Raw genomic sequence first — 23,713 nt, 5'->3', positions numbered from 1 at the left:
CATGTGAGCTGCTGGGCGGGAACGTACCGCATCGGAAGCCACACGTAAACGCTTGCGCAATCGTTTACGTCTCAAGTGTGAGCGATGGCGCAAACGTTTGCGTCTCAGGTGTGAGCGATGGCGCAAGCCTTTACGTCCCCGGCGCGACTCCACCGCCACGCGAGCTGCGCCACGTCAGAAGGGTCTGCTCACTCCCAGTCCCAGCCGATACCGAGGATCCCGGAGCGGACACGGGGCTCGACCAGGTGGACCGAGCGGTGCCGACGGCTCAGGGGCAGCTCCTGACGGCCGGTGCGGGGGGCCGCCGCCGTGTGCTGGGTGAAGCGGTGACAGCGCGTCGGCAGGGCCTGCCCGTGGAAGCGGACCTGGAGCGCGTACTGTCCGCCCGCGAAGCCGAACCCGCGGACGTACTCGCTGGACACCCCGGCCGTGCCGTCCTCGACGCGGTACCGGAAGAGGAAGGTGTCCCCCGCGCGCAGCCGGATGTCGAAGAGCAGCTCCGCGACGAGCACCCCTGTCTCGTGGTGCCACCGCACGCGCCCGGTACGGCAGTTCTCCATGGCCCGGACGGTCATGTGCTCCGGCGAGCACCCCGGGTCACCGTGGTGGACGGCCACATAGCGGTCCACACCGTCCTTGTGCGCCCGCACTATGTGCTGGGACTCCCGGGTCAGCAGTTCGCGGTGCGCGCCGATCCGTACCCGCTCGTGGTGGCCGATGGTGTGCAGCCCGCCGTCGAGCGTCGCCTCCAACTCCGTCAGGAGCCGCTCCAGTACGCCCGACGCCTCCACCAGGGAGCGGTAGGAGCGGCTCGCGGGGCGTTCCGGGGCCGGGCGTTCGTCGGTCTCGGCGAGCAGGCGGATCAGCGACTCGTCCGGAAGATGGAGGATCTCCTCCAGGGCGCGTACCGCCCGCAGGGACTCGGGGCGCTGCGGGCGCCGGGCACCCTGCTGCCAGTAGCTGAGGCTCGTCACGCCGACCCTGACCCCGTATCGCGACAGATGGTGCTGGACGCGCTGCAGGGGCAGCCCGCGCGCGGCGATCGCGGCACGCAGGGCGACGTGGAACGGGCCGCCCCGCAGGGCCGTCTCCAGTTCCGCCGCGGCGAGGGCCGCCTCCGCCGTGGCGACGTCCGCGTGCTCTGTGCCGTGCCGCATGCAGGGGCCTTTCTGTCCAGGTGCGCGAGGGCTGGTCAGGCCCATCGCGTGGGCCGGGCGGAGGCACCGGATGGCGCCCGCGGCCCGTTGCGCCGGAACGTCTCGCCTGTATGCGGGCTGTTCACGGCCTTTGGGCCATCCCGCATTGAAGCGTGTTGACCATGCCCCGACAACACCTGACGCGCAACAGCCCGCTCGGCCGTCACGCCGTCGGCGACCCCGGTTCCTGCCGCAGCAGGTCCCTTATCGCGCGTGCCGACAGCGACGATTTGTGCAGGAAACCGCGGGCGGGACTGGCGGCGACGAGCTCCTGGAAGTCGTCCAGGGTGTGCGTCGAGATGAGGATGATGACCGAGGAGACGGCGCGGGCCAGATGCGAGGCGAGGTCGAAGCCGCTCTCGCCCGCGAGGTCGAGGTCCAGCAGGACGACGTCCGGGGCCAGTTCCGCGGCCTGCGCCAGCGCCTGCGCGCCCGTCGAGGCGACGCCGACGACGGTGACCCCCTCGCGCTCCAGCAGGGTGCGCGCCGCCTCCAGGAACCGGGCGCTGTCATCGACGAGCAGACAGCGCATGGACATGCAGACAGGGTGTCAACCGTTCGGCCCCCCGCGCCTTCCAGCTAGCGGGAAAGTGTCGGGGCTCCGGACTTCCGGCTAGCTGGAAGAACCAGGGGAATGTGCTGAAGTCCCGTGCCGAACGAAGCGATGGGCCTTCACCCGGGCGGCCGTGCATCACCGGCGGTAGCATGACGCTGCTCCGGACGAGGCCGACCCGTCCGGGCGAGTGGGGGTGCGTGATGAGAGCACCGCACGGCGACCCGGGGACACGCCGGCTCCGTCGCGCCCTCGTTTCGGGGCTGCTGGGGACCGCGCTGCTGCTGGCCGGGTGCCGCGGCGGGGACGGCGACGACGGCTCCGGTGAGGGGAAGAAGCCGGGGGACGACACGACCTGCGACGGCAGGATCCAGGGCACCGAACGCATCACGGTCTGGTCCCATACGGGGCGCAGCGGTGAGGTCCGCACCCTGCGCAGCCAGGTCAAGGAGTTCAACAAGGCGCAGAAGCAGGTGAAGGTCGAGCTGGTCGCCCTCCCCTCGAACCCGTCGTACAACGATCTCGTGCTCTCGGCGGCGGCGAGCGGCGACCTTCCGGACCTGCTCGACTTCGACGGCCCGCGGCTCTACAGCTACGCGTGGTCCGGCAAGCTCAAGCCGATCGACTCCTGTGTGCCCGAGAAGGTCCTGGACGACCTGCTTCCGTCGATCCGCCAACAGGGCATGTACGCGGGGCGGTTGTGGGGCGTCGGCACCTTCGACTCCGGACTCGGCCTGTACGTACGGCCGTCGGTGCTCGAACGGGCGGGCGTCCGCATCCCCAAGGGCCCGGGGGACGCCTGGACGGCCGCCGAACTGACGGACATCCTCCACAAGCTGCGCGAGGAGGGCTACGAGACACCGCTCGACCTGTGGCTCCACTACGCGTCGGACGGCGGGGAGTGGAACACCTACGCCTTCGCCCCGGCGGTCTGGTCGGCGGGCGGTGACCTCATCGACCCCGACTTCCGCACGGCGGACGGCTTCGTCAACGGCCCGCAGTCCGTCAAGGCGCTCACCACCGTGCAGAACTGGGCCAAGGAGGGGCTCGTCGACCCGGGCAAGGACGACCGGGCGTTCGTCGAGGGCCGCAGCCCCATCTCCTGGATGGGGCACTGGAGATACGGCGAGTACACCAAGGCGCATCCCGGCGACGTGGCGATCGTGCCGCTGCCCGACTTCGGCAGGGGCACCGTCACGGGGATGGGCTCCTGGCAGTGGGGCATCACCTCGGGCGCCGCCGACGGCGACGCGGTCTGGCGGTTTCTCGCCTTTCTGCTGCGACCGGCACAGGTCCTCCGGATGAGCGAGGCCAACGGCGCGGTCCCGGCAACGTACAGCGCGGTGAAGCGCTCGCCGACGTACGGGGAGGACGGCACCGAGCGGCTGTTCATCGAGCAACTGCGGGACGGCGTCGCCCGGCCACGGCCGCAGACGCCCGCCTATCCGGCGATCACCGCGGCCTTCTCACGTGCCTTCGCGCGGATCGTCATCGACGGGGACCCCGTGAAGAAGACGCTGGACCAGGCGGCGAAGGACATCGACAAGGACCTGGCGGCCCACAACGGCTACCCGGAGAGCAGGTTCTGAACGGCGAGAGGGCGTGGAGCCCGCGCGGCGGACGGTGCGCGCGTCCTGGTTCCGCGCGGCACGCCGAACGCATGGACGGCCACCGAGTTCACCGGCATCCTGAAGAAGCCGCGCGAGCAGGGGCACCGGAGGCCACTCGACCGCACCACGCGCCCCGCGGCCGACGGAGCACCCAGGGGCCACGGGAGGCCAGGAGCCGACCGCTCGCCAGAGCCGGCCGATGGCAGGGCGAAGGTGAATACGTGGGATACGTGCGATACCTGGGATACGTGGGACGCGCTGACGTGAACAAGGACTCGGTGGCCCTCGGCACGAACCACCGATACCACCGATACCACCGGTACTGCCGGCACACAGGGCGCTGAGGACCGGCCATGCGGCGCGCACCAGACGGCATACGCTCCCTCGCGGTACTCCGCGCCATCACAGGGCGCCGAGCGCCCAACGCGAGCTCCGCCCCCTGCCCCGGCCGGTCGCCGTTACTCGGCCGCCTGCGCGTCGGCTCCAAGCTGATGCTGCTGGTGCTGCTGCCGGTGACCGGGCTGCTGCTCTACACCCTCTTCGGTGCCGTGAGCCATTGGCGCGAGGCGCGGACCCTGCGCGACTTCCGGACGGTGACCAGGGTGTCGTTCGCGACCACCGCGGTCACCGACGCCGTTGCCCGGGAGCGGACAGCCGCCGTTCTGGCCCGGCTGCGCCCCGGACCGGACACCCTGAAGGAACGGTCCGCCGCCCAGACCGCCACCGACCGTGCCCTGGAACGGGCCTCCCACCGCGCCGACTCCTGGTCGGGGCGCGCCGACGTCACGGACCGGCTCGACGTCACCGGCCGGCTCACCGCCATGAGCCGCCAACTGCACGCCGCGCGCGTCCAGACGGACACCGGCTCGCTCGGCCCTCAGCGGGTGATGGAGACGTACGGGACCATCGAGACCGCCCTCCTCCGCACCGTCGCCGACCTGGAGTCCGGCCGGCCCACCCGGGACGCCGGCCGTGCCGCCGACGCCCATATCGCCCTCCTGGGCGCCATCGAGGCCGCCGAACGCGAACGCGCCGAACTCGCCATCCTCCTCGACACGCCCGCCCACCGGCGGCCCACCGCCGCGGGCCGCTGGCACGCGCTGGAGGAGGCCCAGCTGGACGCCTTCGAGCACAACACCTCGGAGGAGCTGGCGGACGAGCTCTACACCGCGTTGCTCCGTGCCCCGGGGCGGGCCGTCCGCGAGGTGCGCGACGCGCTCGCCGCACCGGACGGGAAGGCCGCCTGGCCCTCGTACGACCGCTGGCTCGCCGTCTCCGGGGCGCGTATCGAGGCCCTGCGCGGCATCCAGGACCGGGCCGCCCGCGAACTCGCCGACACGGCCGACCAGGACCTCGCCACCGCGGAGTCGGGAGGGACGCGGAACCTCATCGGCTCCCTGGCCGTCCTGGCCGCCGTCACCGCCCTGGCCCTGGCCCTGCGCCGCTCCATCACCCGGCCCCTGGGCGAGGTGTCCACAGGTGCCCGGGCACTGTCGGACGGCGATCTGTCGTACGACATCCGCTACGCGGGACGTGACGAACTCGGTGACGTGGCCGACACCTTCCGCGATCTGCGGGTGACCACCGAGCGGCTCGCCGCCGAGATCCGCGCCATGAACAGCGCGATCGACGCGGGCCGGTTCGGACACCGCGCCGACGTCGCCTCGTTCGCCGGCACCTGGGCGCAGCTCCTGGGCGGCATGAACGACACGATGGCGTCCTTCGCGGCGGCGCACGGGCGGCGCAGGAAGGCCGAGCAGGAACTGGAGAGCATCTTCAACCTCTCCCTGGACCTGCTCTGCATCTGCGGCTTCAAGGGCTACTTCGAGCGTGTGAACCCCGCCTTCGAGCGGACCCTGGGATACCCGAGCCAGGTGCTGCTGTCCAAGCCGATCGTCGAGTTCATCCACGAGGACGACCGGGCACGCGTGCGTGCCGCCTTCGAGCGGCTGGCGAACGGGGACCCGGTGGAGGAGTTCGAGAACCGCTACATACGCAACGACGGCACCGAGTGCCGGCTCGAGTGGAGCGCCTGGCCGGTCCCCGAGGAGGGCCTCATCTACGCCGCTGCGCGCGACGTCACCGAGAGCCGCCGGGCCGCCCGCGAACAGGCCGCGCTGCGCCGGGTCGCCACCGCGGTGGCGGGCGGGGTTCCGCCGTCCCAGGTCTTCGCGAAGGTCGCGGAGGAGGTGGCGGACCTGCTGGGCACGGCCGTGGCCGTGCTGCGGTACGAGTCCGACGGCTATTTCACGGTCCTCGGGATCTCGCGCGAGACGGTGGACAAGGACCGGGAGGCGGCGGGTGAGGACGCCTGGACCCAGCAGGCGGTCCGTGCGGGACGCTCCGCGGCCGCGCCCATCGTCGTCGACGGCCGGCGCTGGGGTGCCGTCGTCGCGGCCTCGCTGCTGGAGCCGCTGCCCGGCGACACGGAGTCGCGCCTCGCCGACTTCACCGAACTCATCGCCACGGCCATCGCCAACGCCGACAGCCGTGCCCAGCTCACGGCGTCACGCGCGCGCGTGGTGGCCGCCGGGGACGCCTCCCGGCGCCGTATCGAACGCGATCTGCACGACGGGGTCCAGCAGCGCCTGGTCTCCCTCCAGCTTGACCTGCGGCTGGCCGAGTCGATGGTCGAGGACCGATCGGGCGAACTCGCCGGGCAGCTCGCCCACGTGGGCCAAGGCCTCGACGGAGCCTTCCAGGACCTGCTCCGGGTGGCCCGCGGTATCCATCCGGCCATCCTCTCCCGGGGCGGCCTCGGCCCCGCCCTGCGTGCCCTGGCCCGCCGTTCCGCGGTCCCCGTGGAGCTCGACCTCCGGCTCTCCGCGCCCCGCCTCCCGGAGCACCTGGAGGTGGCCGCGTACTACGTGGCCTCCGAGTGCCTCACCAACGCCGTCAAGCACGCGCGCGCGACCGTGGTGACCGTCGAGGCCGAGGACCGGGACGACGTTCTGGAGCTGACCATCCGCGACGACGGCGTCGGGGGAGTGGAGCCGGGCAAGGGGTCCGGCCTGATCGGGCTGATCGACCGGGTCGAGGCGGCAGGGGGCCGGCTGACCGTCACCAGCCCGCAGGGCGGCGGCACGACCCTGACGGCGCGGATTCCGGTACGGGAGCGTCCCGCCGACGAGTGAGCGCCTCCAGGGGGAGCGGGGCGCGGCACCCTGTGGGCGCCCTGTACGTAGGCGCCCTTCCCGAGGCGCACGGCGACAACAAGCCGCCCGGAGCGTACGCGGGGTCCAATCAACGGGGGAGTCTTGGACTCGGTGACGTGCGTACGGTCCGGGCGGCCGGGGCGGACGGCAGGGCAACCGTCCGGCTCTAGGGGCGGGCGTACCCGCCGTCCCGCTGCGCCCGCTGGAGGCGCTTGGCGCGGAGGATGTCGGGGTCCCGGGGGTCCAGGAGGGCGCTCAGCGGGAGGGAGTCGTCCGTCCGCCGGCGCGGACGGGCCGCCCGCCGTGGCTTCTCGATCCGTGTCCGCCGCATGTTCCGCAGCCCTTCGCCCGGTGTGCCCGCCGCCCCTCGACCGGGGCGGCGGATCCTTGCCTCTGCACTGGTTCGAGAATCCCGCCGAAACGTTCCTCTGTCGTCACAGCCACCCACCAACTCCGTTTCCTGCTAGCCGGAAAGGCCTCCTTCCGGCAGGCTGTTGCCGGCACACCGCACCGGACGCGCAGAGCGGACAGGGGCACCGGACATGAACGCGGAACAGCAGTCCCCGCTAGGGAGGGTCGTTCTCGCCGACGACGACGTCCTGCTGCGGGAGGGACTGGCCAGCCTGTGCGAGCGGGTCGGATACGAGGTGGTGGGTCAGGCCGGTGACGCCGTCCACCTGCTCGAGCTGGTCGAGAACAAGCGGCCGGACCTGGCGATCATCGACATCAGGATGCCGCCGACCCAGTCAACCGAGGGCCTGAAGGCGGCCCGCGCCATCCGCGACCGCCACCCCGGCCTGGGGATCCTCGTGCTGTCGGCGTACGCCGAGGTCGAGGACGCCCTGGAGCTGCTGGCGGGCGGCCGCCGCATCGGCTACCTGCTCAAGAGCCGGGTCACGGTGGTCGAGGAGTTCATCGAGACACTGGAGCGGATCCTCAGGGGCGGCTCGGTGGTCGACCCCTCCCTGGTGCAGGAACTGGTCACCGCGCAGCGCCGGGACGACCCCCTCGGCATCCTCAGCAACCGCGAGCGCGAGGTCCTCGCCCTCATGGCCGAGGGCAGGTCCAACGCCGGTATCGCACGCCGTCTGTGGGTGACCGAGGGCACCGTCGAGAAGCATGTGCGCAGCATCCTGGGCAAGCTGCGGCTGCCGGAGGACACCGACGACCACCGTCGCGTCCTGGCCGTCCTGACCTTCCTGGAGTCGGGCCAGCACGGCGGGTGAACACCGCAGCCACCCCGGCCGCGGGCTCTGTCCACAGGGCCGCCGCGATGTCGGTCCCCGCCAGTAGGGTGTGGACATGGCCGACCCCTCCAGCTACCGCCCCGAGCCGGGACAGATCCCGGACTCCCCCGGGGTCTACAAGTTCCGTGACGAGCACCGCCGGGTGATCTACGTCGGGAAGGCGAAGAGCCTGCGCCAGCGCCTGGCGAACTACTTCCAGGACCTGGCGGGCCTCCACCCGCGCACCCGCACCATGGTCACCACGGCTGCCTCCGTGGAGTGGACGGTGGTGTCCACGGAGGTGGAGGCGCTCCAGCTGGAGTACTCCTGGATCAAGGAGTTCGACCCCCGCTTCAACGTCAAGTACCGCGACGACAAGAGCTACCCGTACCTCGCGGTGACGATGAACGAGCAGTACCCCCGCGTCCAGGTGATGCGCGGTCACAAGAAGAAGGGCGTGCGCTACTTCGGGCCGTACGCGCACGCGTGGGCGATCCGCGACACCGTCGACCTGCTGCTGCGCGTCTTCCCCGTGCGCACCTGCTCGGCCGGCGTGTTCAAGAACGCCACCCGGACCGGACGCCCCTGCCTGCTGGGCTACATCGGCAAGTGCTCGGCACCCTGCGTCGAGCGGATCTCCGCCGAGGACCACCGCGAACTGGCCGACGACTTCTGCGATTTCATGGCCGGCCGCACGGGCACGTACCTGCGCCGCCTGGAGAAGCAGATGACGGCGGCGGCCGACGAGATGGAGTACGAGCGGGCCGCCCGTCTGCGCGACGACATCGAGGCCCTGAAGAAGGCCATGGAGAAGAACGCGGTCGTGCTCGCCGACGCGACCGACGCGGACCTGATGGCGGTCGCCGAGGACGAGCTGGAGGCGGCCGTGCAGATCTTCCACGTGCGCGGCGGACGCGTGCGCGGCCAGCGCGGCTGGGTGACCGACAAGGTGGAGGCCGTCACCACCGGCGACCTCGTCGAGCATGCCCTTCAGCAGCTCTACGGCGAGGAGACCGGCGACGCCGTCCCCAAGGAGGTGCTGGTCCCCGCCCTGCCCGACCCCGTGGACCCCGTCCAGCAGTGGCTCACCGACCGCCGCGGCTCCAACGTGTCCCTGCGCATCCCGCAGCGCGGCGACAAGAAGGCCCTCATGGAGACCGTGCAGCGCAACGCCCAGCAGGCGCTCGTGCTCCACAAGACCAAGCGGGCCTCCGACCTGACCACCCGCTCGCGCGCCCTGGAGGAGATCGCCGAGGCCCTCGACCTCGACAGCGCGCCCCTGCGGATCGAGTGCTACGACATCTCGCACCTCCAGGGTGAGGACGTGGTGGCCTCCATGGTCGTCTTCGAGGACGGGCTGGCCCGCAAGAGCGAGTACCGGCGCTTCCAGATCAAAGGCTTCGAGGGGCAGGACGACGTCCGCTCCATGCACGAGGTGATCACGCGCCGCTTCCGGCGGTACCTCGCCGAGAAGGAGAAGACCGGCGAATGGACCGACGGCGAGGAGCCCGGCGACGGCGAGCCCCTCACCGGCACCGAGCGGCACAAGGACGACGACGGTCGCCCCAAGCGCTTCGCCTACCCGCCCCAGCTCGTCGTCGTCGACGGCGGGCAGCCCCAGGTCGCCGCCGCCCGCAGGGCCCTCGACGAGCTCGGCATCGACGACATCGCCGTATGCGGGCTCGCCAAGCGCCTGGAGGAGGTCTGGCTGCCCGACGAGGGCGACCCCGTCGTCCTGCCCCGCACCAGCGAGGGCCTGTACCTGCTCCAGCGCGTCCGCGACGAGGCGCACCGCTTCGCGATCACCTATCAGCGCACCAAGCGCGCCAAGCGTTTCCGGTCGAGCCCCCTGGACGACGTACCCGGCCTCGGCGACACCCGCAGGCAGGCGGTGATCAGGCACTTCGGCTCGGTGAGGAAACTGCGCTCCGCGACGATCGACCAGATCTGCGAGGTCCCCGGCATAGGCCGCAAGACGGCCGAGACGATCGCCGCGGCCCTGGCCCGGGCGGCCCCGGCCGCACCCGCCGTGAACACGGCGACCGGAGAGATCATGGAATACGAAGAAGACGCGGCGGACACGGCAGACGCGGCACACGGGGTACCCGGTACGACGGCGGGCCCCTCGGGGGAGCCCGTGTCCGCGGGCGCCCTTGACGAACGGCGGGGGCAGGAGAGATGACCGAGCACGACACGCGCCCGGAAGAAGGGCGCGACACGCACACAGCACGGCGCGAGGAAGCCCACAAGGACGCGGGCGAGCATGCCTCGCAGCACCCGGCGCCACAGGAAGACGGAGCACACGTGAGTACGGGCATCGAAACGGCCCCCGGGGTCCCCGAGGCGGCCATCCCCGAGCTGGTCATCATCTCCGGCATGTCCGGAGCCGGCCGCTCGACGGCCGCCAAGTGCCTGGAGGACCTCGGCTGGTTCGTCGTGGACAACCTGCCGCCCGCGCTGATCCCCACCATGGTGGAGCTCGGCGCCCGCTCCCAGGGCAACGTCGCGAGGATCGCGGTCGTCGTCGACGTGCGCGGCCGCCGCTTCTTCGACAACCTCCGCGAGTCCCTCGCCGATCTGGAGGCGAAGAGCGTCACGCGGCGGATCGTCTTCCTGGAGTCCTCCGACGAGGCCCTGGTGCGCCGCTTCGAGTCCGTGCGCCGCCCGCACCCCCTCCAGGGCGACGGCCGCATCGTCGACGGCATCGACGCCGAGCGCGAGCTGCTGCGCGAGCTGCGCGGCGACGCCGACCTGGTGATCGACACCTCCAGCCTGAACGTGCACGAACTGCGCGCCAAGATGGACGCCCAGTTCGCCGGCGAGGAGGAGCCCGAGCTGCGGGCCACCGTCATGTCCTTCGGCTTCAAGTACGGCCTTCCGGTCGACGCCGACCTGGTCGTGGACATGCGTTTCCTGCCGAACCCCCACTGGGTCCCCGAGCTGCGCCCCTACACCGGGCTCAACGAGGAGGTCTCCAACTACGTCTTCAACCAGCCCGGCGCCAAGGAGTTCCTCGACCGCTACGCGGAGCTGCTGCAGCTCATCGCCGCCGGCTACCGCCGCGAGGGCAAGCGGTACGTGACCGTCGCGGTCGGCTGCACCGGCGGCAAGCACCGCTCGGTCGCCACCTCCGAGAAGCTCGCCGCCCGCCTCGCCTCCCAGGGCGTCGAGACCGTGGTCGTACACCGCGACATGGGCCGCGAATGACGGGACGCGCCGCTCTGCGGCTGAGCAGGCTGCGCCGGACGACGCCGGACGGGCGCGGGGACAGACCCGCCGTGGCCCGCGGCGCCCGGGTGCGCCGTCGCGGAGCCCAGCCGAAGGTCGTCGCGCTCGGCGGCGGCATGGGTCTGTCCGCCTCGCTCGCCGCCCTGCGCCGGATCACCGGCGATCTCACGGCCGTCGTCACCGTGGCCGACGACGGCGGCTCCAGCGGGCGCCTGCGCGACGAGCTGGGCGTGCTCCCGCCCGGCGACCTGCGCAAGGCGCTGGCCGCGCTGTGCGGCGACGACGACTGGGGCCAGACCTGGGCCCGTGTCATCCAGCACCGCTTCCAGAGCAAGGGCGAGCTGCACGAGCACGCGGTCGGCAACCTGCTGATCGTCGCCCTGTGGGAGCAGCTCGGCGACCATGTCCAGGCCCTCGACCTGGTCGGCAGGCTCCTGGGCGCCCAGGGCCGGGTGCTGCCCATGTCCGCCGTACCCCTGGAGCTCCAGGCGCTGGTCAAGGGGCACGACCCGGACCGCCCGGACGACGTCGGCACCGTACGGGGGCAGGCGACCGTCGCGCTCACGCCCGGCGAGGTGCAGTCCGTGCACCTCGTGCCGCACGACCCGCCCGCCGTCCCCGAAGCCGTCGAGGCGGTCCTCGACGCGGACTGGGTGGTGCTCGGCCCCGGCTCCTGGTTCTCCTCGGTCATCCCGCACCTGCTGGTGCCCGAGCTGCTCGACGCCCTCACGGAGACGAAGGCGCGCCGGGTGCTGTCCCTCAACCTCGCGCCGCAGCCCGGAGAAACCGACGGCTTCTCCCCGCAGCGTCATTTGGAGGTTTTGGCACGACACGCCCCTAAACTCGCCCTGGACGTGGTGCTGGCCGACACGGCCGCCGTACCCGACCGCGCGTCGCTCACCGACGCCGCCCAGCGGTTCGGCGCCGCGGTCGAGCTGGCGCCGGTGGCCCGGACCGACGGATCCCCGCGGCACGACCCGGAGCTGTTGGCAGCCGCGTACGACCGTATTTTTCGGATGCATGGAAGGATCGGCCCATGGCGATGACGGCAGCGGTGAAGGACGAGATCTCCCGGCTACCCGTCACCCGGACCTGCTGCAGAAAGGCGGAGGTCTCGGCGATCCTTCGGTTCGCGGGCGGGCTGCACCTGGTGAGCGGGCGCATCGTGATCGAGGCGGAGCTGGACACGGCGATGGCCGCGCGCCGGCTCAAGCGCGACATCCTGGAGATCTTCGGCCACAGCTCCGAGCTGATCGTGATGGCGCCCGGCGGTCTGCGCCGCGGCTCCCGTTATGTGGTCCGCGTGGTCGCGGGCGGCGACCAGCTGGCCCGCCAGACCGGACTCGTCGACGGCCGCGGCCGCCCGATCCGGGGCCTGCCGCCGCAGGTGGTCTCGGGGGCCACCTGTGACGCGGAGGCGGCGTGGCGCGGGGCGTTCCTCGCACACGGCTCGCTCACCGAGCCCGGCCGGTCCTCCTCCCTGGAGGTGACCTGCCCGGGTCCGGAGGCCGCGCTCGCCCTGGTCGGCGCCGCCCGCCGGCTGTCGATCGCCGCGAAGGCCCGCGAGGTACGGGGCGTGGACCGGGTCGTCGTCCGGGACGGCGACGCGATCGGCGCCCTGCTCACCCGGCTCGGCGCGCACGAGTCCGTGCTGGCCTGGGAGGAGCGGCGGATGCGCCGAGAGGTCCGCGCCACGGCGAACCGGCTCGCCAACTTCGACGACGCCAACCTGCGCCGCTCGGCCCGCGCCGCCGTGGCCGCCGGTGCCCGGGTCCAGCGCGCTCTGGAGATCCTCGGCGAGGAGGTGCCCGAGCATCTCGCGGCAGCCGGCCGTCTGCGCATGGAGCACAAGCAGGCCTCGCTGGAGGAGCTGGGCGCCCTCGCCGACCCGCCGCTGACCAAGGACGCCGTCGCGGGCCGTATCCGCCGGTTGCTCGCCATGGCCGACAAGCGCGCCACCGACCTCGGCATCCCGGGCACAGAGTCCAACCTCACGGAGGAGATGGCCGACAACCTGGCGGGCTGACGTCCCGTCGGACGGGCCGGGCGATCAACACGCCGGTGCCGACGCCCACTTGGGGCTGTCGGCGCCGGCGTTCCGCGTTCTTCCGGACTCTGCCGCCGTTTCCCCGAGGCGCCCTTGACTGGATCATGATCTGTCATGAGCCTGGCATACGTTCGCTGCTGGGGCGAACCATTGCAAGGGGGGCTCATGAGACGTAAGGCGAGACCGATCCTCGCTGTTGGCGCACTCCTGCTGGGCGGCGCGGGACTCGCTCCCGTGGCGCAGGCCGCGGAGGACGCAGGTTCTCCCGATCAGAACGAGGTCAAGGTGTTCCGGGCCGAGGTCACCAAGCAGCAGATACCCCTGCTGCTGGCAGCCGGCCAGGACAGCCACGAACTCGGCGAACGGGCGCCCGACAAGGGCACGGCCACCGTCGAGGTCTACCTCACCGACAAGCAGGCCGAAGAGCTGGAGCAGAAGGGCGTCGACCTCAGGGAGCACACGATCTCGGCGAAGGCACGCGCGCGCGTGGCCGCCGCCGGGGACGGGGTCTACCGGCCCTACAGCGGAGCCGGCAACCTCAAGGAGGAGATCATCCGGACGGGCCAGGAGCACCCGTCCCTGACCAAGGTGGTCTCCATCGGCAAGTCCCTCCAGGGACAGGACATCCTCGCGCTCAAACTGACCAGGAACGCCAAGAAGACCAAGGACGGCGCCAAGCCCTCCGTCCTGTACCTGTCCAACCAGCACGCGCGCGAGTGGATCACGCCGGAGATGACCCGGCGCCTGATGCACCACTACCTGGACAACTACAAGACGGACAAGCGCGTCAAGAAGATCGTCGACTCGACCGAGCTGTGGTTCGTGCTCTCCGCCAACCCGGACGGCTACGACTTCACACACAAGGCCGACGGCGACCGCCAGTGGCGCAAGAACATGCGCGACAACAACGGCGACGGCCGGATCGCCATCGGCGACGGTGTCGACCTCAACCGCAACTTCGCCTACAAGTGGGGCTACGACGACGAGGGTTCCTCCCCGTTCCCCACCAGCCAGACCTACCGCGGCGCCGGCCCGAACTCCGAGCCCGAGACCAGGGCCCTCGACCGCTTCGAGAAGCGCATCGGCTTCGAGTACGGCATCAACTACCACTCGGCCGCCGAACTGATCCTCTACGGAGTCGGCTGGCAGGTGGCCACCCCCACCCCCGACGACGTGCTCTACAAGTCCCTCGCCGGCACGCCCGAGAACCCCGCGGTCCCGGGCTACCACCCGCAGCTCTCCTCCGAGCTGTACACCACCAACGGCGAGGCGGACGGCCACGCGGCCAACGTCAACGGCACGTTGATGTTCACCCCGGAGATGTCGACCTGCGAGACGGCGTCCAACGTCGACCCGGACGACGCCTGGCAGCCCAGGGACTGCGCGTCGGTCTTCACCTTCCCGGACGACGAGAAGCTGATCCAGCAGGAGTTCGCGAAGAACGTCCCGTTCGCGCTCTCCGTCGCCGAGTCCGCCGCGAAGCCCGACCGGCCGAAGTCCTCGGTCGGCGTCGACGCCCCCGACTTCACCCCGGCCGGCTTCACCACGTCGTACTCGCGCGGCGCCGACCAGGAGGTCTCCGTCGTCGCACGGAAGTCCGTGCGCGACAAGGAGCTCAAGTACCGCGTCAACGGCGGCCGTACGCACGACCGGGCGCTCAGCCGCTGGAAGGGCGGAGAGACGTTCGGCGGTGAGGACAACCTGTACTTCGACGAGTACCGGGCCAAGGTGCGGCACGGCGAACCGGGCGACAAGGTCGAGGTCTGGTTCACCGGCAGGACGAAGGCCGGCAAACGCACCTCCAGCCCGCGCTTCACGTACACGATCGCCGAGCGGCCCAAGGCGGACACGCTCGTCGTCGCCGAGGAGGGCGCGGCCCAGACCCAGGCGCAGACCTACGTGGACGCGCTGAAGGCCAACGGCAGGAAGGCGGTCGTCTGGGACGTCGCCACCCAGGGCGCGCCCGACGCGCTCGGCGTGCTCGACCACTTCAGGACGGTCGTCCACTACACGGGTGCCGTACGCCCGGGCAACGCCACTCAGCTCGAACTGCGCGCCTTCCTCAACGAGGGCGGCAAGCTGATCGAGGCGGGCGAGACGGCCGGCGGCTCCGTCGACCTCGGCGGGGGCACCCTGTCGAACGACTTCAGCCAGTACTACCTCGGCGCCTACACCCGGACGACGACCCCGGCCGTCACCGCCTTCGACGGCACCGGCAGGCTCCAGGGCGTCACCGCCCCGCTCGGCGACGCGCCCGGCAACCCGCTGAACGCCGCCGGGTCGTTCGGCGTCACCTCGGAGACCCTGCCCGTCGAGACGTTCCCGCAGTTCGAGAGCGCGGGGGCGGGCGGATACCCCGGCACCGTCAACCCGTACGGCCCGTACGCGGGTTCCTCCATGGCGGCCGTCACCCACACCGACTACGCCTGGAACCGCCTCACCCGCACCATCGACCTCACCTCCGTGAGCGCGGCCGACAAGCCGGCCCTGCGGACCCAGCTCCTGTGGGACACGGAGGAGGGCTACGACCACGCCGTGCTGGAAGCCCACACCGCGGGGGCCGACGACTGGACCACGCTCCCGGAGGCGGGCGGCGCCACCGGCACCGCCGTGCCCACCGAGTGCGAGGCGGGGTACTTCATCCAGGCCCACCCGGCCCTGAAGCGGTATCTGGCCCTGGGCGACAACGGCTGCACGGCCACCGGCACCAGCGGGTCCTGGAACAGCTTCACCGGGGCTTCGAGCGGCTGGCAGCAGGTCGAGTTCGACCTCTCCGCGTACGCCGGGAAGACGGTCGAGGTCGCGCTGAGCTACATCACCGACCCCGGCTCCGGGGGTCACGGCGTCCTCGCCGACAACGCCTCCGTCGTCATCGGCGGCACGGCCGGCCAGGCCGAGGGCTTCGAGACGTCCCTGGGTGCCTGGAGCACTCCGGGCCCGCCCGCGGGCAGCCCGGCCGTCATCAAGGACTGGGGCCTGTCCGGCGAGCTCTTCAAGACGTACGGAGCGGTCACCACCGGCGACACGGTGCTGCTGGGCTTCGGCCTGGAACACGTCACCGCGGCCGCCGACCGCACGGCTCTGCTGCGCAGGGCGCTGGTCGCGCTGAAGGGCTGACGCCGGCGGACACCGGCACCGGGCCGGCGTCCGATATCAGGTAATCGGTGTGCACTACCTGGGCGGTCCGTACCCTACTGGCTGGTACGGGCCGCCCTGCCGTGTATGGGGCGTGCTGGATGTCACTCCCGCCGCCTCAGGGAGGTAGGGTCGTATGCGGTCGGGGACATCCCATACAGCTCGCCGGTCTCGTAACCGGCGTACCAACGAGGAGATCGGTTCGTGACGATCCGCGTAGGCATCAACGGCTTTGGCCGCATCGGTCGTAACTACTTCCGCGCGCTGCTGGAGCAGGGTGCAGACATCGAGATCGTGGCTGTCAACGACCTGGGTGACACCGCGACCACCGCTCACCTGCTGAAGTACGACACCATCCTCGGCCGTCTGAAGGCCGAGGTGTCCCACACCGAGGACACCATCACCGTCGACGGCAAGACGATCAAGGTCCTCTCCGAGCGCAACCCCGCCGACATCCCCTGGGGCGAGCTGGGCGTCGACATCGTCATCGAGTCGACCGGCATCTTCACGAAGAAGGCCGACGCCGAGAAGCACATCGCCGGCGGCGCCAAGAAGGTCCTCATCTCGGCTCCGGCCAAGGACGAGGACATCACCATCGTGATGGGCGTCAACCAGGACAAGTACGACCCGGCGAACCACCACGTCATCTCCAACGCCTCCTGCACCACCAACTGCGTGGCGCCGATGGCGAAGGTCCTCGACGAGAACTTCGGCATCGTCAAGGGCCTGATGACGACGGTGCACGCGTACACGAACGACCAGCGCATCCTGGACTTCCCGCACAAGGACCTGCGCCGCGCCCGTGCCGCCGCCGAGAACATCATCCCGACCACCACCGGTGCCGCCAAGGCCACCGCTCTCGTCCTGCCGCAGCTCAAGGGCAAGCTGGACGGCATCGCCATGCGCGTCCCGGTCCCGACCGGCTCGGTCACCGACCTCGTCATCGAGCTCGACCGCGAGGTCACCAAGGACGAGATCAACACCGCCTTCCAGAAGGCCGCCGAGGGTCAGCTGAAGGGCATCCTCGAGTACACCGAGGACCAGATCGTCTCCTCGGACATCGTCAACTGGCCCGCCTCCTGCACCTTCGACTCCTCCCTGACCATGGTCCAGGGCAAGCAGGTCAAGATCGTCGGCTGGTACGACAACGAGTGGGGCTACTCCAACCGCCTCGTCGACCTCACGGTCTTCGTGGGCGAGCGGCTCTGAGTCCCGGAGCAGGCAACTCGATGTGAGGCAGGGCTCGGGCAGCGCAACGCCGCGCTGACCGGGCCCGCCTTTTTGCGCCTAAACCGGCGCCGCTCTCGCGGACCTGGTGCTCGCCGTCGTGGTTCCTCAATCGATGGCTGATGTGTTCGCGGGAAATAAACTCAGAGCCCTACCCAGGAGTCACTCTATGAAGACGATCGGCGAACTCCTCGCCGAAGGTGTCGCGGGCAAGCGGGTCTTCGTCCGTGCCGATCTCAACGTGCCGCTCGATGGCACCATCATCACCGACGACGGCCGTATCCGCGCCGTCGTGCCCACCGTCGAGGCGCTCGCCGCGGCGGGTGCGCGTGTCGTCGTCGCCTCGCACCTCGGCCGTCCCAAGGGCGCCCCGGACCCGGCCTTCTCGCTCGCCCCTGCCGCCGCCCGCCTCGGTGAACTCCTCGGCGCCGACGTGGAGTTCGCGACCGACACGGTCGGTGAGTCCGCCACGTCCACCGTCGCCGGCCTCGCCGACGGCCGGGTCGCCGTCATCGAGAACCTGCGCTTCAACCCCGGCGAGACCTCCAAGGACGACGCCGAGCGCGGCGCCTTCGCCGACCAGCTCGCCGCCCTGGCCGACCTCTACGTGAGCGACGGCTTCGGCGCCGTGCACCGTAAGCACGCCTCCGTGTACGACCTCCCGGCCCGCCTGCCGCACGCCGCGGGCCATCTGATCGCAGCCGAGGTCGCCGTCCTCAAGAAGCTCACCGATGAGGTCCAGCGCCCCTACGTGGTCGCCCTCGGCGGCGCCAAGGTCTCCGACAAGCTCGCCGTCATCGACCAGCTGCTCGGCAAGGCCGACCGCATCCTGATCGGCGGCGGTATGGCGTACACCTTCCTCAAGGCCAAGGGGTACGAGATCGGCGCGTCCCTCCTCCAGGAGGACCAGATCGCGGCCGTCACCGAGTACCTGGAGCGCGCGGAGAAGACCGGCGTCGAACTGGTCCTGCCCGTCGACGCGCTCGTCGCCCCCGCGTTCCCGGACCTGAAGACGAAGGCTCCGGCCAACCCCACAGCCGTCGCCGCGGACGCCATCCCGGCCGACCAGATGGGTCTCGACATCGGTCCGCAGACCCGCGAGCTCTACGCCTCGAAGATCGCCGACGCCGCCACCGTCTTCTGGAACGGCCCGATGGGCGTCTTCGAGCACCCCGATTTCGCCGAGGGCACCAAGGCGGTCGCCCAGGCACTCGTCGACTCCAAGGCCTTCACGGTCGTCGGCGGCGGAGACTCCGCCGCGGCCGTGCGCATCCTGGGCTTCGACGAGTCCGCATTCGGCCACATCTCGACCGGCGGCGGCGCCTCCCTCGAATACCTCGAGGGCAAGACGCTCCCCGGACTTGCAGCACTGGAGGACTGACCCTCAATGACCGCTCCCGAAAAAGGCCGCATGCCGCTGATGGCGGGCAACTGGAAGATGAACCTCAACCACCTCGAGGCCATCGCCCACGTCCAGAAGCTCGCCTTCGCCCTCGCGGACAAGGACTACGAGGCCACCGAGGTCGCCGTCCTCCCGCCCTTCACCGATCTGCGCTCCGTGCAGACCCTGGTCGACGGCGACAAGCTCAGGATCAGGTACGGCGCCCAGGACATCTCGGCCCACGACGGCGGCGCCTACACCGGCGAGATCTCCGGCGCGATGCTGGCCAAGCTCAAGTGCACGTATGTGGCCGTCGGCCACTCCGAGCGCCGGCAGTACCACAACGAGACCGACGAGCTCTGCAACGCCAAGGTCAAGGCCGCCTACAAGCACGGCCTCACCCCGATCCTGTGCGTCGGCGAGGAACTGGAGGTCCGCGAGGCGGGCAACCACGTCACGCACACGCTCGCCCAGGTCGAGGGCGGTCTCAAGGACCTCCTGGCCGAGCAGGCCGAGAGCATCGTGATCGCGTACGAGCCCGTCTGGGCCATCGGCACCGGCAAGGTCTGCGGCGCCGAGGACGCCCAGGAGGTCTGCGCGGCCATCCGCGGCAAGCTCGCCGAGCTGTACTCGCAGGACGTCGCCGACCAGATCCGCATCCAGTACGGCGGCTCCGTGAAGGCCGGCAACGTCGCGGAGATCATGGCCCAGGCCGACATCGACGGCGCCCTGGTCGGCGGTGCGTCGCTGGACGCCGACGAGTTCGTCAAGATCGTGCGCTTCCGTGACCAGTGAGTAGGCCGTAGCGGCGATACGTCGTACCCTTGCGGGGGCCGGACAGGCATGATGGACCATGCCGCCCGGCCCCCGTCGTCGATATCAGTCCTATCAGTCCGAGGAAGTTGGTCCAGCCGTGGTTATGGGGTTCTCGATCGCCCTGATCGTCTTCAGCCTGCTGCTGATGCTGCTGGTGCTGATGCACAAGGGGAAGGGCGGCGGCCTCTCCGACATGTTCGGTGGCGGCATGCAGTCGTCCGTCGGCGGCTCCTCGGTCGCCGAGCGCAACCTCGACCGGATCACCGTGGTGGTCGGTCTGCTGTGGTTCGCGTGCATCGTCGTGCTCGGCATCCTGATGAAGGTCAACAACTGACCGACCGCACCGAGCCGCTATCGCATAGCGTCACAGACGCACCAATACGCACGTAAAGCCCCATGCGCGGTACGCGCCCAACAGCGCGGCCTATCATGGGGCTTGTGTCTGGGGGGCGGGGTGTAACTCCAATCACTGGACGCGCGTTGGGCCTTACGTAGACTGAGGCGCTCGCAGCGAAGCGTCACGCCGACTCGCTTCGCGGCACCATCACGCAGGGAGTTACGACCGTGGCAAGTGGCAACGCGATCCGAGGAAGCCGGGTCGGGGCGGGGCCGATGGGCGAGGCCGAGCGCGGCGAGTCCGCCCCCCGCCTGCGCGTCTCCTTCTGGTGCTCCAACGGGCACGAGACCCAGCCCAGCTTCGCCAGCGACGCGCAGGTTCCCGACACCTGGGACTGCCCGCGCTGCGGCTTTCCGGCAGGCCAGGACCAGGACAACCCGCCGGACCCGCCGCGCACCGAGCCGTACAAGACGCACCTCGCGTATGTACGGGAGCGCCGCAGTGACGCGGACGGCGAGGCCATCCTCGCCGAGGCGCTCGCCAAACTGAGGGGCGAGATCTAGGGCGTTCGGGCGCGTACGTGTAAGGGGCGCGGGGACTGCGCGACCAGCGACGACGGACCCGCAGTGAACCGGCAACCCGCAGCCCCGAGCTCGCGTTTCCCCAGCTCAGACCGATTGTCAGTGGTCCCCCCTACGGTTTGTGCATCGACGAATCGTGAGGGGGACACGTGACAAGGGCTGAGCAAGGGGCGACGGCGCCCTGGAGCGGAGCGTTCACACGGCTGTGGGGTGCCGCCGTGGTCTCCAGCTTCGGCGACGCGCTGCGCACGGCCGCGCTGCCGCTGCTCGCCACGAGGCTGACCGACCGGCCGCTGCTCGTCGTGTCGGTCACCGCCTGCGGCTACTTACCGTGGATCGTGTTCGGGCTCCTGGGCGGAGCCGTCGCCGACCGGGTGGACCAGCGGCGTGCGATGTGGACCGTGGACGCGGTGCGGGGACTGCTCATGGCGGGCTTCGCGGTGGCCGTGGCCCTCGACCGCGCCTCGATCGCCCTGCTCATCGCCCTGGCCTTCGCGCTGACGACCCTCCAGACGCTCTTCGACAACGCGTCCACGGCCCTTCTGCCCACCCTGGTGAGCCACGAGGCCCTGGGCAGCGCCAACGCCCGTCTGATGACCGGGCAGCGCATCGCGGGCGGCCTCCTCGCCGGGCCCGTCGTGCCGCTGCTCATGGCCGCCGGGGCCGCCGTCCCCTTCGCCGCGGACGCCCTGACCTTCCTGGTGGCCGCCGCCCTCGTGGCATCACTGAGGACCACCCCGCCCGAGCGGGCGCCCAGACCCGCGGGCAGCACACTGCGCGCGGAGATCACCGCGGGGCTGCGGACCCTGCGCCGCGACCCGGCCCTGCGCGGACTGTGTGCGGCCACCGCGCTGTGCAACGTCGGCATGGGTGCCCTCATCGCCACACTCGTGCTCCTGGCGACCGGCTGGCTCGGCGCGGGCACGGTGGGATACGCGGCGGCGCTGACCGCGTACACGGTCGGCAGCCTCGCCGGGGGAGTGGTGAGCGGCCGGCTCGTGGCCCGGCTGGGCCGCGTCCGGAGCGTGCTGCTCGCCGGCGCGGTGCAGATCCTGGCGCTCGTGGTCATGGGCTCGGTGCGCAGTCTCGTCGCGCTGGTGGCGAGCCTGGCCGTCTTCGGGCTCATGGGGATGGTGTGGAACGTCAACACGACGACGCTCATGCAGGAGCGCAGCCCCGCCGACATGCTCGGCCGGGTCAGCTCGGCCTTCCGGACCCTCGGTGTCGCCGGGGCGCCGCTGGGTGCCCTGCTGGGCGGGGCCGTCGCCACGGCCTGGGGGCTCAACACGCCGGCCCTGCTCGCAGCGGCCTTCTTCGTTCTGTCCGTCGCCGCGCTGATACCCGGGCTCGGAGCGGACGTATCTGATGGTGAAGCCGGCCGGCCACGGGACGAGAGTTCGTGTTCCGACGCGCTCCATTAGGTTGGGACCGGCAGCGGGGCAAGGTACGCAGGCAGGACCGGAAAGAAGGCTGAAGTCCGACATGAACGCAGAAGGCCGTACCAGGCTCAACCAGACGTCCCAGTGGGCGGCGCTGGCCAGGCACCGGGAGGAGCTGGGCGAGGTCCAGCTGCGCGAGCTGTTCGCCGCGGACCCGGGACGCGGCGCCGGGTACACGCTCCAGGTCGGCGATCTGCACGTCGACTACTCCAAGCACCTGGTGACCGACGAGACGCTGCGGCTGCTGCGGGAACTGGCCGCCGCGACGGGCGTGTTCGGGCTGCGCGAGGCCATGTTCCGCGGCGAGAAGATCAACACCACCGAGAACCGTGCCGTGCTGCACACGGCCCTGCGAGCCCCGCGGGACGCGGTGATCGAGGTCGACGGGGAGAACGTCGTACCGGGTGTGCACGCCGTGCTCGACAAGATGGCCGCGTTCTCGGAGAGGATCCGCTCCGGCGAGTGGACCGGCCACACGGGCAAGCGCATCAAGAACATCGTCAACGTCGGTATCGGCGGCTCCGACCTGGGCCCGGCGATGGCGTACGACGTGCTGCGCTCCTACACCGACCGCGGCCTCACCCTCCGCTTCGTGTCCAACGTGGACGGCGCCGACCTGCACGAGGCGGTACGGGATCTGGACGCCGCCGAGACGCTGTTCATCATCGCCTCGAAGACGTTCACGACGATCGAGACGATCACCAACGCCACCTCGGCGCGCGACTGGCTGCTCACGGAGCTGAAGGCCGGCCAGGAGGCGGTGGCCAAGCACTTCGTGGCGCTGTCGACCAACGCCGAGAAGGTGTCGGACTTCGGTATCGACACGGCCAACATGTTCGAGTTCTGGGACTGGGTCGGCGGCCGCTACTCGTACGACTCGGCGATCGGCCTGTCCCTGATGATCGCCATCGGGCCGGACCGGTTCCTGGAGATGCTCGACGGGTTCCGGCTCGTCGACGAGCACTTCCGCACGGCACCCGCCGAGTCCAACGTGCCGCTGCTGCTGGGTCTGCTGGGCGTCTGGTACGGCAACTTCCATGACGCGCAGTCGCACGCGGTGCTGCCGTACAGCCACTACCTGTCGAAGTTCACGGCGTACCTGCAGCAGCTCGACATGGAGTCCAACGGCAAGTACGTGGGCCGGGACGGACAGCCGGTGGACTGGCAGACCGGGCCGGTGGTGTGGGGCACGCCGGGGACGAACGGGCAGCACGCGTACTACCAGCTCATCCACCAGGGCACGAAGCTGATCCCGGCCGACTTCATCGGCTTCGCCGAGCCGGTGGCGGACCTGCTGCCCGGCCTGGTCGCCCAGCACGATCTGCTGATGGCCAACTTCTTCGCGCAGACCCAGGCGCTGGCCTTCGGCAAGACCCCGGACGAGGTACGGGCCGAGGGGGTGCCGGAGGAGCTGGTGCCGCACAAGACGTTCCAGGGCAACCACCCGACGACCACGATCCTCGCGAAGGAGCTGACCCCGTCGGTCCTCGGCCAGCTGATCGCGCTGTACGAGCACAAGGTCTTCGTCCAGGGCGCGATCTGGAACATCGACTCCTTCGACCAGTGGGGCGTCGAGCTCGGCAAGGTCCTCGCCAAGCGCGTCGAACCGGCGCTCACCGAGGGCGCGGAGGTACCGGGGCTGGACGCCTCGACACAGTCCCTGGTCGCCAAGTACCGCGAGCTGCGGGGCCGGTAGAGGACCTGGTGACCACGGTCGGGTGGGCGGCCGCACGAACCGTCCGCCCGACCACGCGGTGCACCAGCCCCTCAGCGCCCCGGCCC

The 23,713-nt window shown here is 70.8% G+C and carries 18 protein-coding genes; 15 read left to right on the top strand and 3 right to left on the bottom strand.

The window, feature by feature from the left end; translation table 11 throughout:
• Positions 1-188 precede the first annotated feature (188 nt).
• Positions 189-1,157 (bottom strand): hypothetical protein, encoded by a 969-nt coding sequence (locus FNH04_RS12160; RefSeq protein WP_152783336.1) that lies wholly within the window; start codon positions 1,155-1,157, stop codon positions 189-191.
• A 202-nt stretch (positions 1,158-1,359) separates the two neighbouring features.
• The gene (locus FNH04_RS12155; RefSeq protein WP_152783334.1) at positions 1,360-1,734 is read right to left on the bottom strand and encodes a response regulator; all 375 of its coding nucleotides are present in this window, start codon (positions 1,732-1,734) and stop codon (positions 1,360-1,362) included.
• Positions 1,735-1,952: 218 nt separating this feature from the next.
• Between FNH04_RS12155 and FNH04_RS12150 the strand changes: the two genes are divergently transcribed.
• Positions 1,953-3,338: an ABC transporter substrate-binding protein gene (locus FNH04_RS12150; protein WP_152783332.1), complete on the top strand. Its 1,386-nt coding sequence runs from the start codon at positions 1,953-1,955 to the stop codon at positions 3,336-3,338.
• Positions 3,339-3,850: 512 nt separating this feature from the next.
• Positions 3,851-6,493, top strand: coding sequence for a nitrate- and nitrite sensing domain-containing protein (locus tag FNH04_RS12145; protein ID WP_152783350.1), 2,643 nt, complete (start codon positions 3,851-3,853; stop codon positions 6,491-6,493).
• Between the two features lie 187 nt (positions 6,494-6,680).
• Here the strand turns inward: FNH04_RS12145 and FNH04_RS46505 are convergent, their stop codons facing one another.
• A complete protein-coding gene (locus FNH04_RS46505; protein WP_194236643.1) occupies positions 6,681-6,845 on the bottom strand; it encodes a hypothetical protein in 165 nt (54 codons plus the stop codon).
• Between the two features lie 211 nt (positions 6,846-7,056).
• Here FNH04_RS46505 and FNH04_RS12140 point away from each other — a divergent pair, with 211 nt between their 5' ends.
• From FNH04_RS12140 to pgi, 13 genes are all read left to right on the top strand, one after another.
• Positions 7,057-7,740, top strand: a complete 684-nt coding sequence (locus tag FNH04_RS12140; protein ID WP_152783330.1) for a response regulator transcription factor — start codon at positions 7,057-7,059, stop codon at positions 7,738-7,740.
• A gap of 76 nt (positions 7,741-7,816) precedes the next feature.
• Complete coding sequence (uvrC, locus tag FNH04_RS12135) at positions 7,817-9,922, top strand: excinuclease ABC subunit UvrC (protein WP_152783328.1); 2,106 nt, start codon at positions 7,817-7,819, stop codon at positions 9,920-9,922.
• A complete protein-coding gene (rapZ, locus tag FNH04_RS12130; RefSeq protein WP_152783326.1) occupies positions 9,919-10,947 on the top strand; it encodes an RNase adapter RapZ in 1,029 nt (342 codons plus the stop codon). Before uvrC ends, rapZ begins: the two co-directional genes overlap by 4 nt.
• Positions 10,944-12,014, top strand: coding sequence for a gluconeogenesis factor YvcK family protein (locus FNH04_RS12125; protein ID WP_152783324.1), 1,071 nt, complete (start codon positions 10,944-10,946; stop codon positions 12,012-12,014). Before rapZ ends, FNH04_RS12125 begins: the two co-directional genes overlap by 4 nt.
• Positions 12,005-12,994: a DNA-binding protein WhiA gene (gene whiA / locus FNH04_RS12120; RefSeq protein ID WP_152783322.1), complete on the top strand. Its 990-nt coding sequence runs from the start codon at positions 12,005-12,007 to the stop codon at positions 12,992-12,994. Before FNH04_RS12125 ends, whiA begins: the two co-directional genes overlap by 10 nt.
• Positions 12,995-13,180: 186 nt before the next feature.
• Positions 13,181-16,132, top strand: coding sequence for a M14 family metallopeptidase (locus FNH04_RS12115; RefSeq protein WP_152783320.1), 2,952 nt, complete (start codon positions 13,181-13,183; stop codon positions 16,130-16,132).
• A 222-nt stretch (positions 16,133-16,354) separates the two neighbouring features.
• Entirely contained in the window at positions 16,355-17,359 is a 1,005-nt protein-coding gene (gene gap, locus FNH04_RS12110; RefSeq protein ID WP_322722951.1) for a type I glyceraldehyde-3-phosphate dehydrogenase, read from the top strand.
• A gap of 187 nt (positions 17,360-17,546) precedes the next feature.
• Positions 17,547-18,758: a phosphoglycerate kinase gene (locus FNH04_RS12105; protein WP_152783318.1), complete on the top strand. Its 1,212-nt coding sequence runs from the start codon at positions 17,547-17,549 to the stop codon at positions 18,756-18,758.
• Between the two features lie 6 nt (positions 18,759-18,764).
• On the top strand, positions 18,765-19,553 hold the full coding sequence (tpiA, locus tag FNH04_RS12100; protein WP_194236642.1) for a triose-phosphate isomerase: 789 nt from the start codon (positions 18,765-18,767) through the stop codon (positions 19,551-19,553).
• Positions 19,554-19,677: 124 nt separating this feature from the next.
• On the top strand, positions 19,678-19,908 hold the full coding sequence (gene secG / locus FNH04_RS12095; RefSeq protein WP_009300451.1) for a preprotein translocase subunit SecG: 231 nt from the start codon (positions 19,678-19,680) through the stop codon (positions 19,906-19,908).
• 230 nt (positions 19,909-20,138) lie between these two features.
• Positions 20,139-20,474, top strand: coding sequence for an RNA polymerase-binding protein RbpA (locus FNH04_RS12090; RefSeq protein ID WP_079083975.1), 336 nt, complete (start codon positions 20,139-20,141; stop codon positions 20,472-20,474).
• Between the two features lie 167 nt (positions 20,475-20,641).
• The gene (locus FNH04_RS12085) at positions 20,642-21,913 is read left to right on the top strand and encodes an MFS transporter (RefSeq protein ID WP_322722950.1); all 1,272 of its coding nucleotides are present in this window, start codon (positions 20,642-20,644) and stop codon (positions 21,911-21,913) included.
• A 61-nt stretch (positions 21,914-21,974) separates the two neighbouring features.
• Positions 21,975-23,627 (top strand): glucose-6-phosphate isomerase, encoded by a 1,653-nt coding sequence (pgi, locus tag FNH04_RS12080; RefSeq protein ID WP_152783316.1) that lies wholly within the window; start codon positions 21,975-21,977, stop codon positions 23,625-23,627.
• Positions 23,628-23,713: the final 86 nt, after the last annotated feature.

It is taken from the genome of Streptomyces phyllanthi, from assembly GCF_009377205.1.
Lineage (GTDB): Bacteria > Actinomycetota > Actinomycetes > Streptomycetales > Streptomycetaceae > Streptomyces > Streptomyces phyllanthi.
Note: the sequence above shows the minus strand (reverse complement) of the source record. Positions and strands in the feature narration are given on the sequence as shown.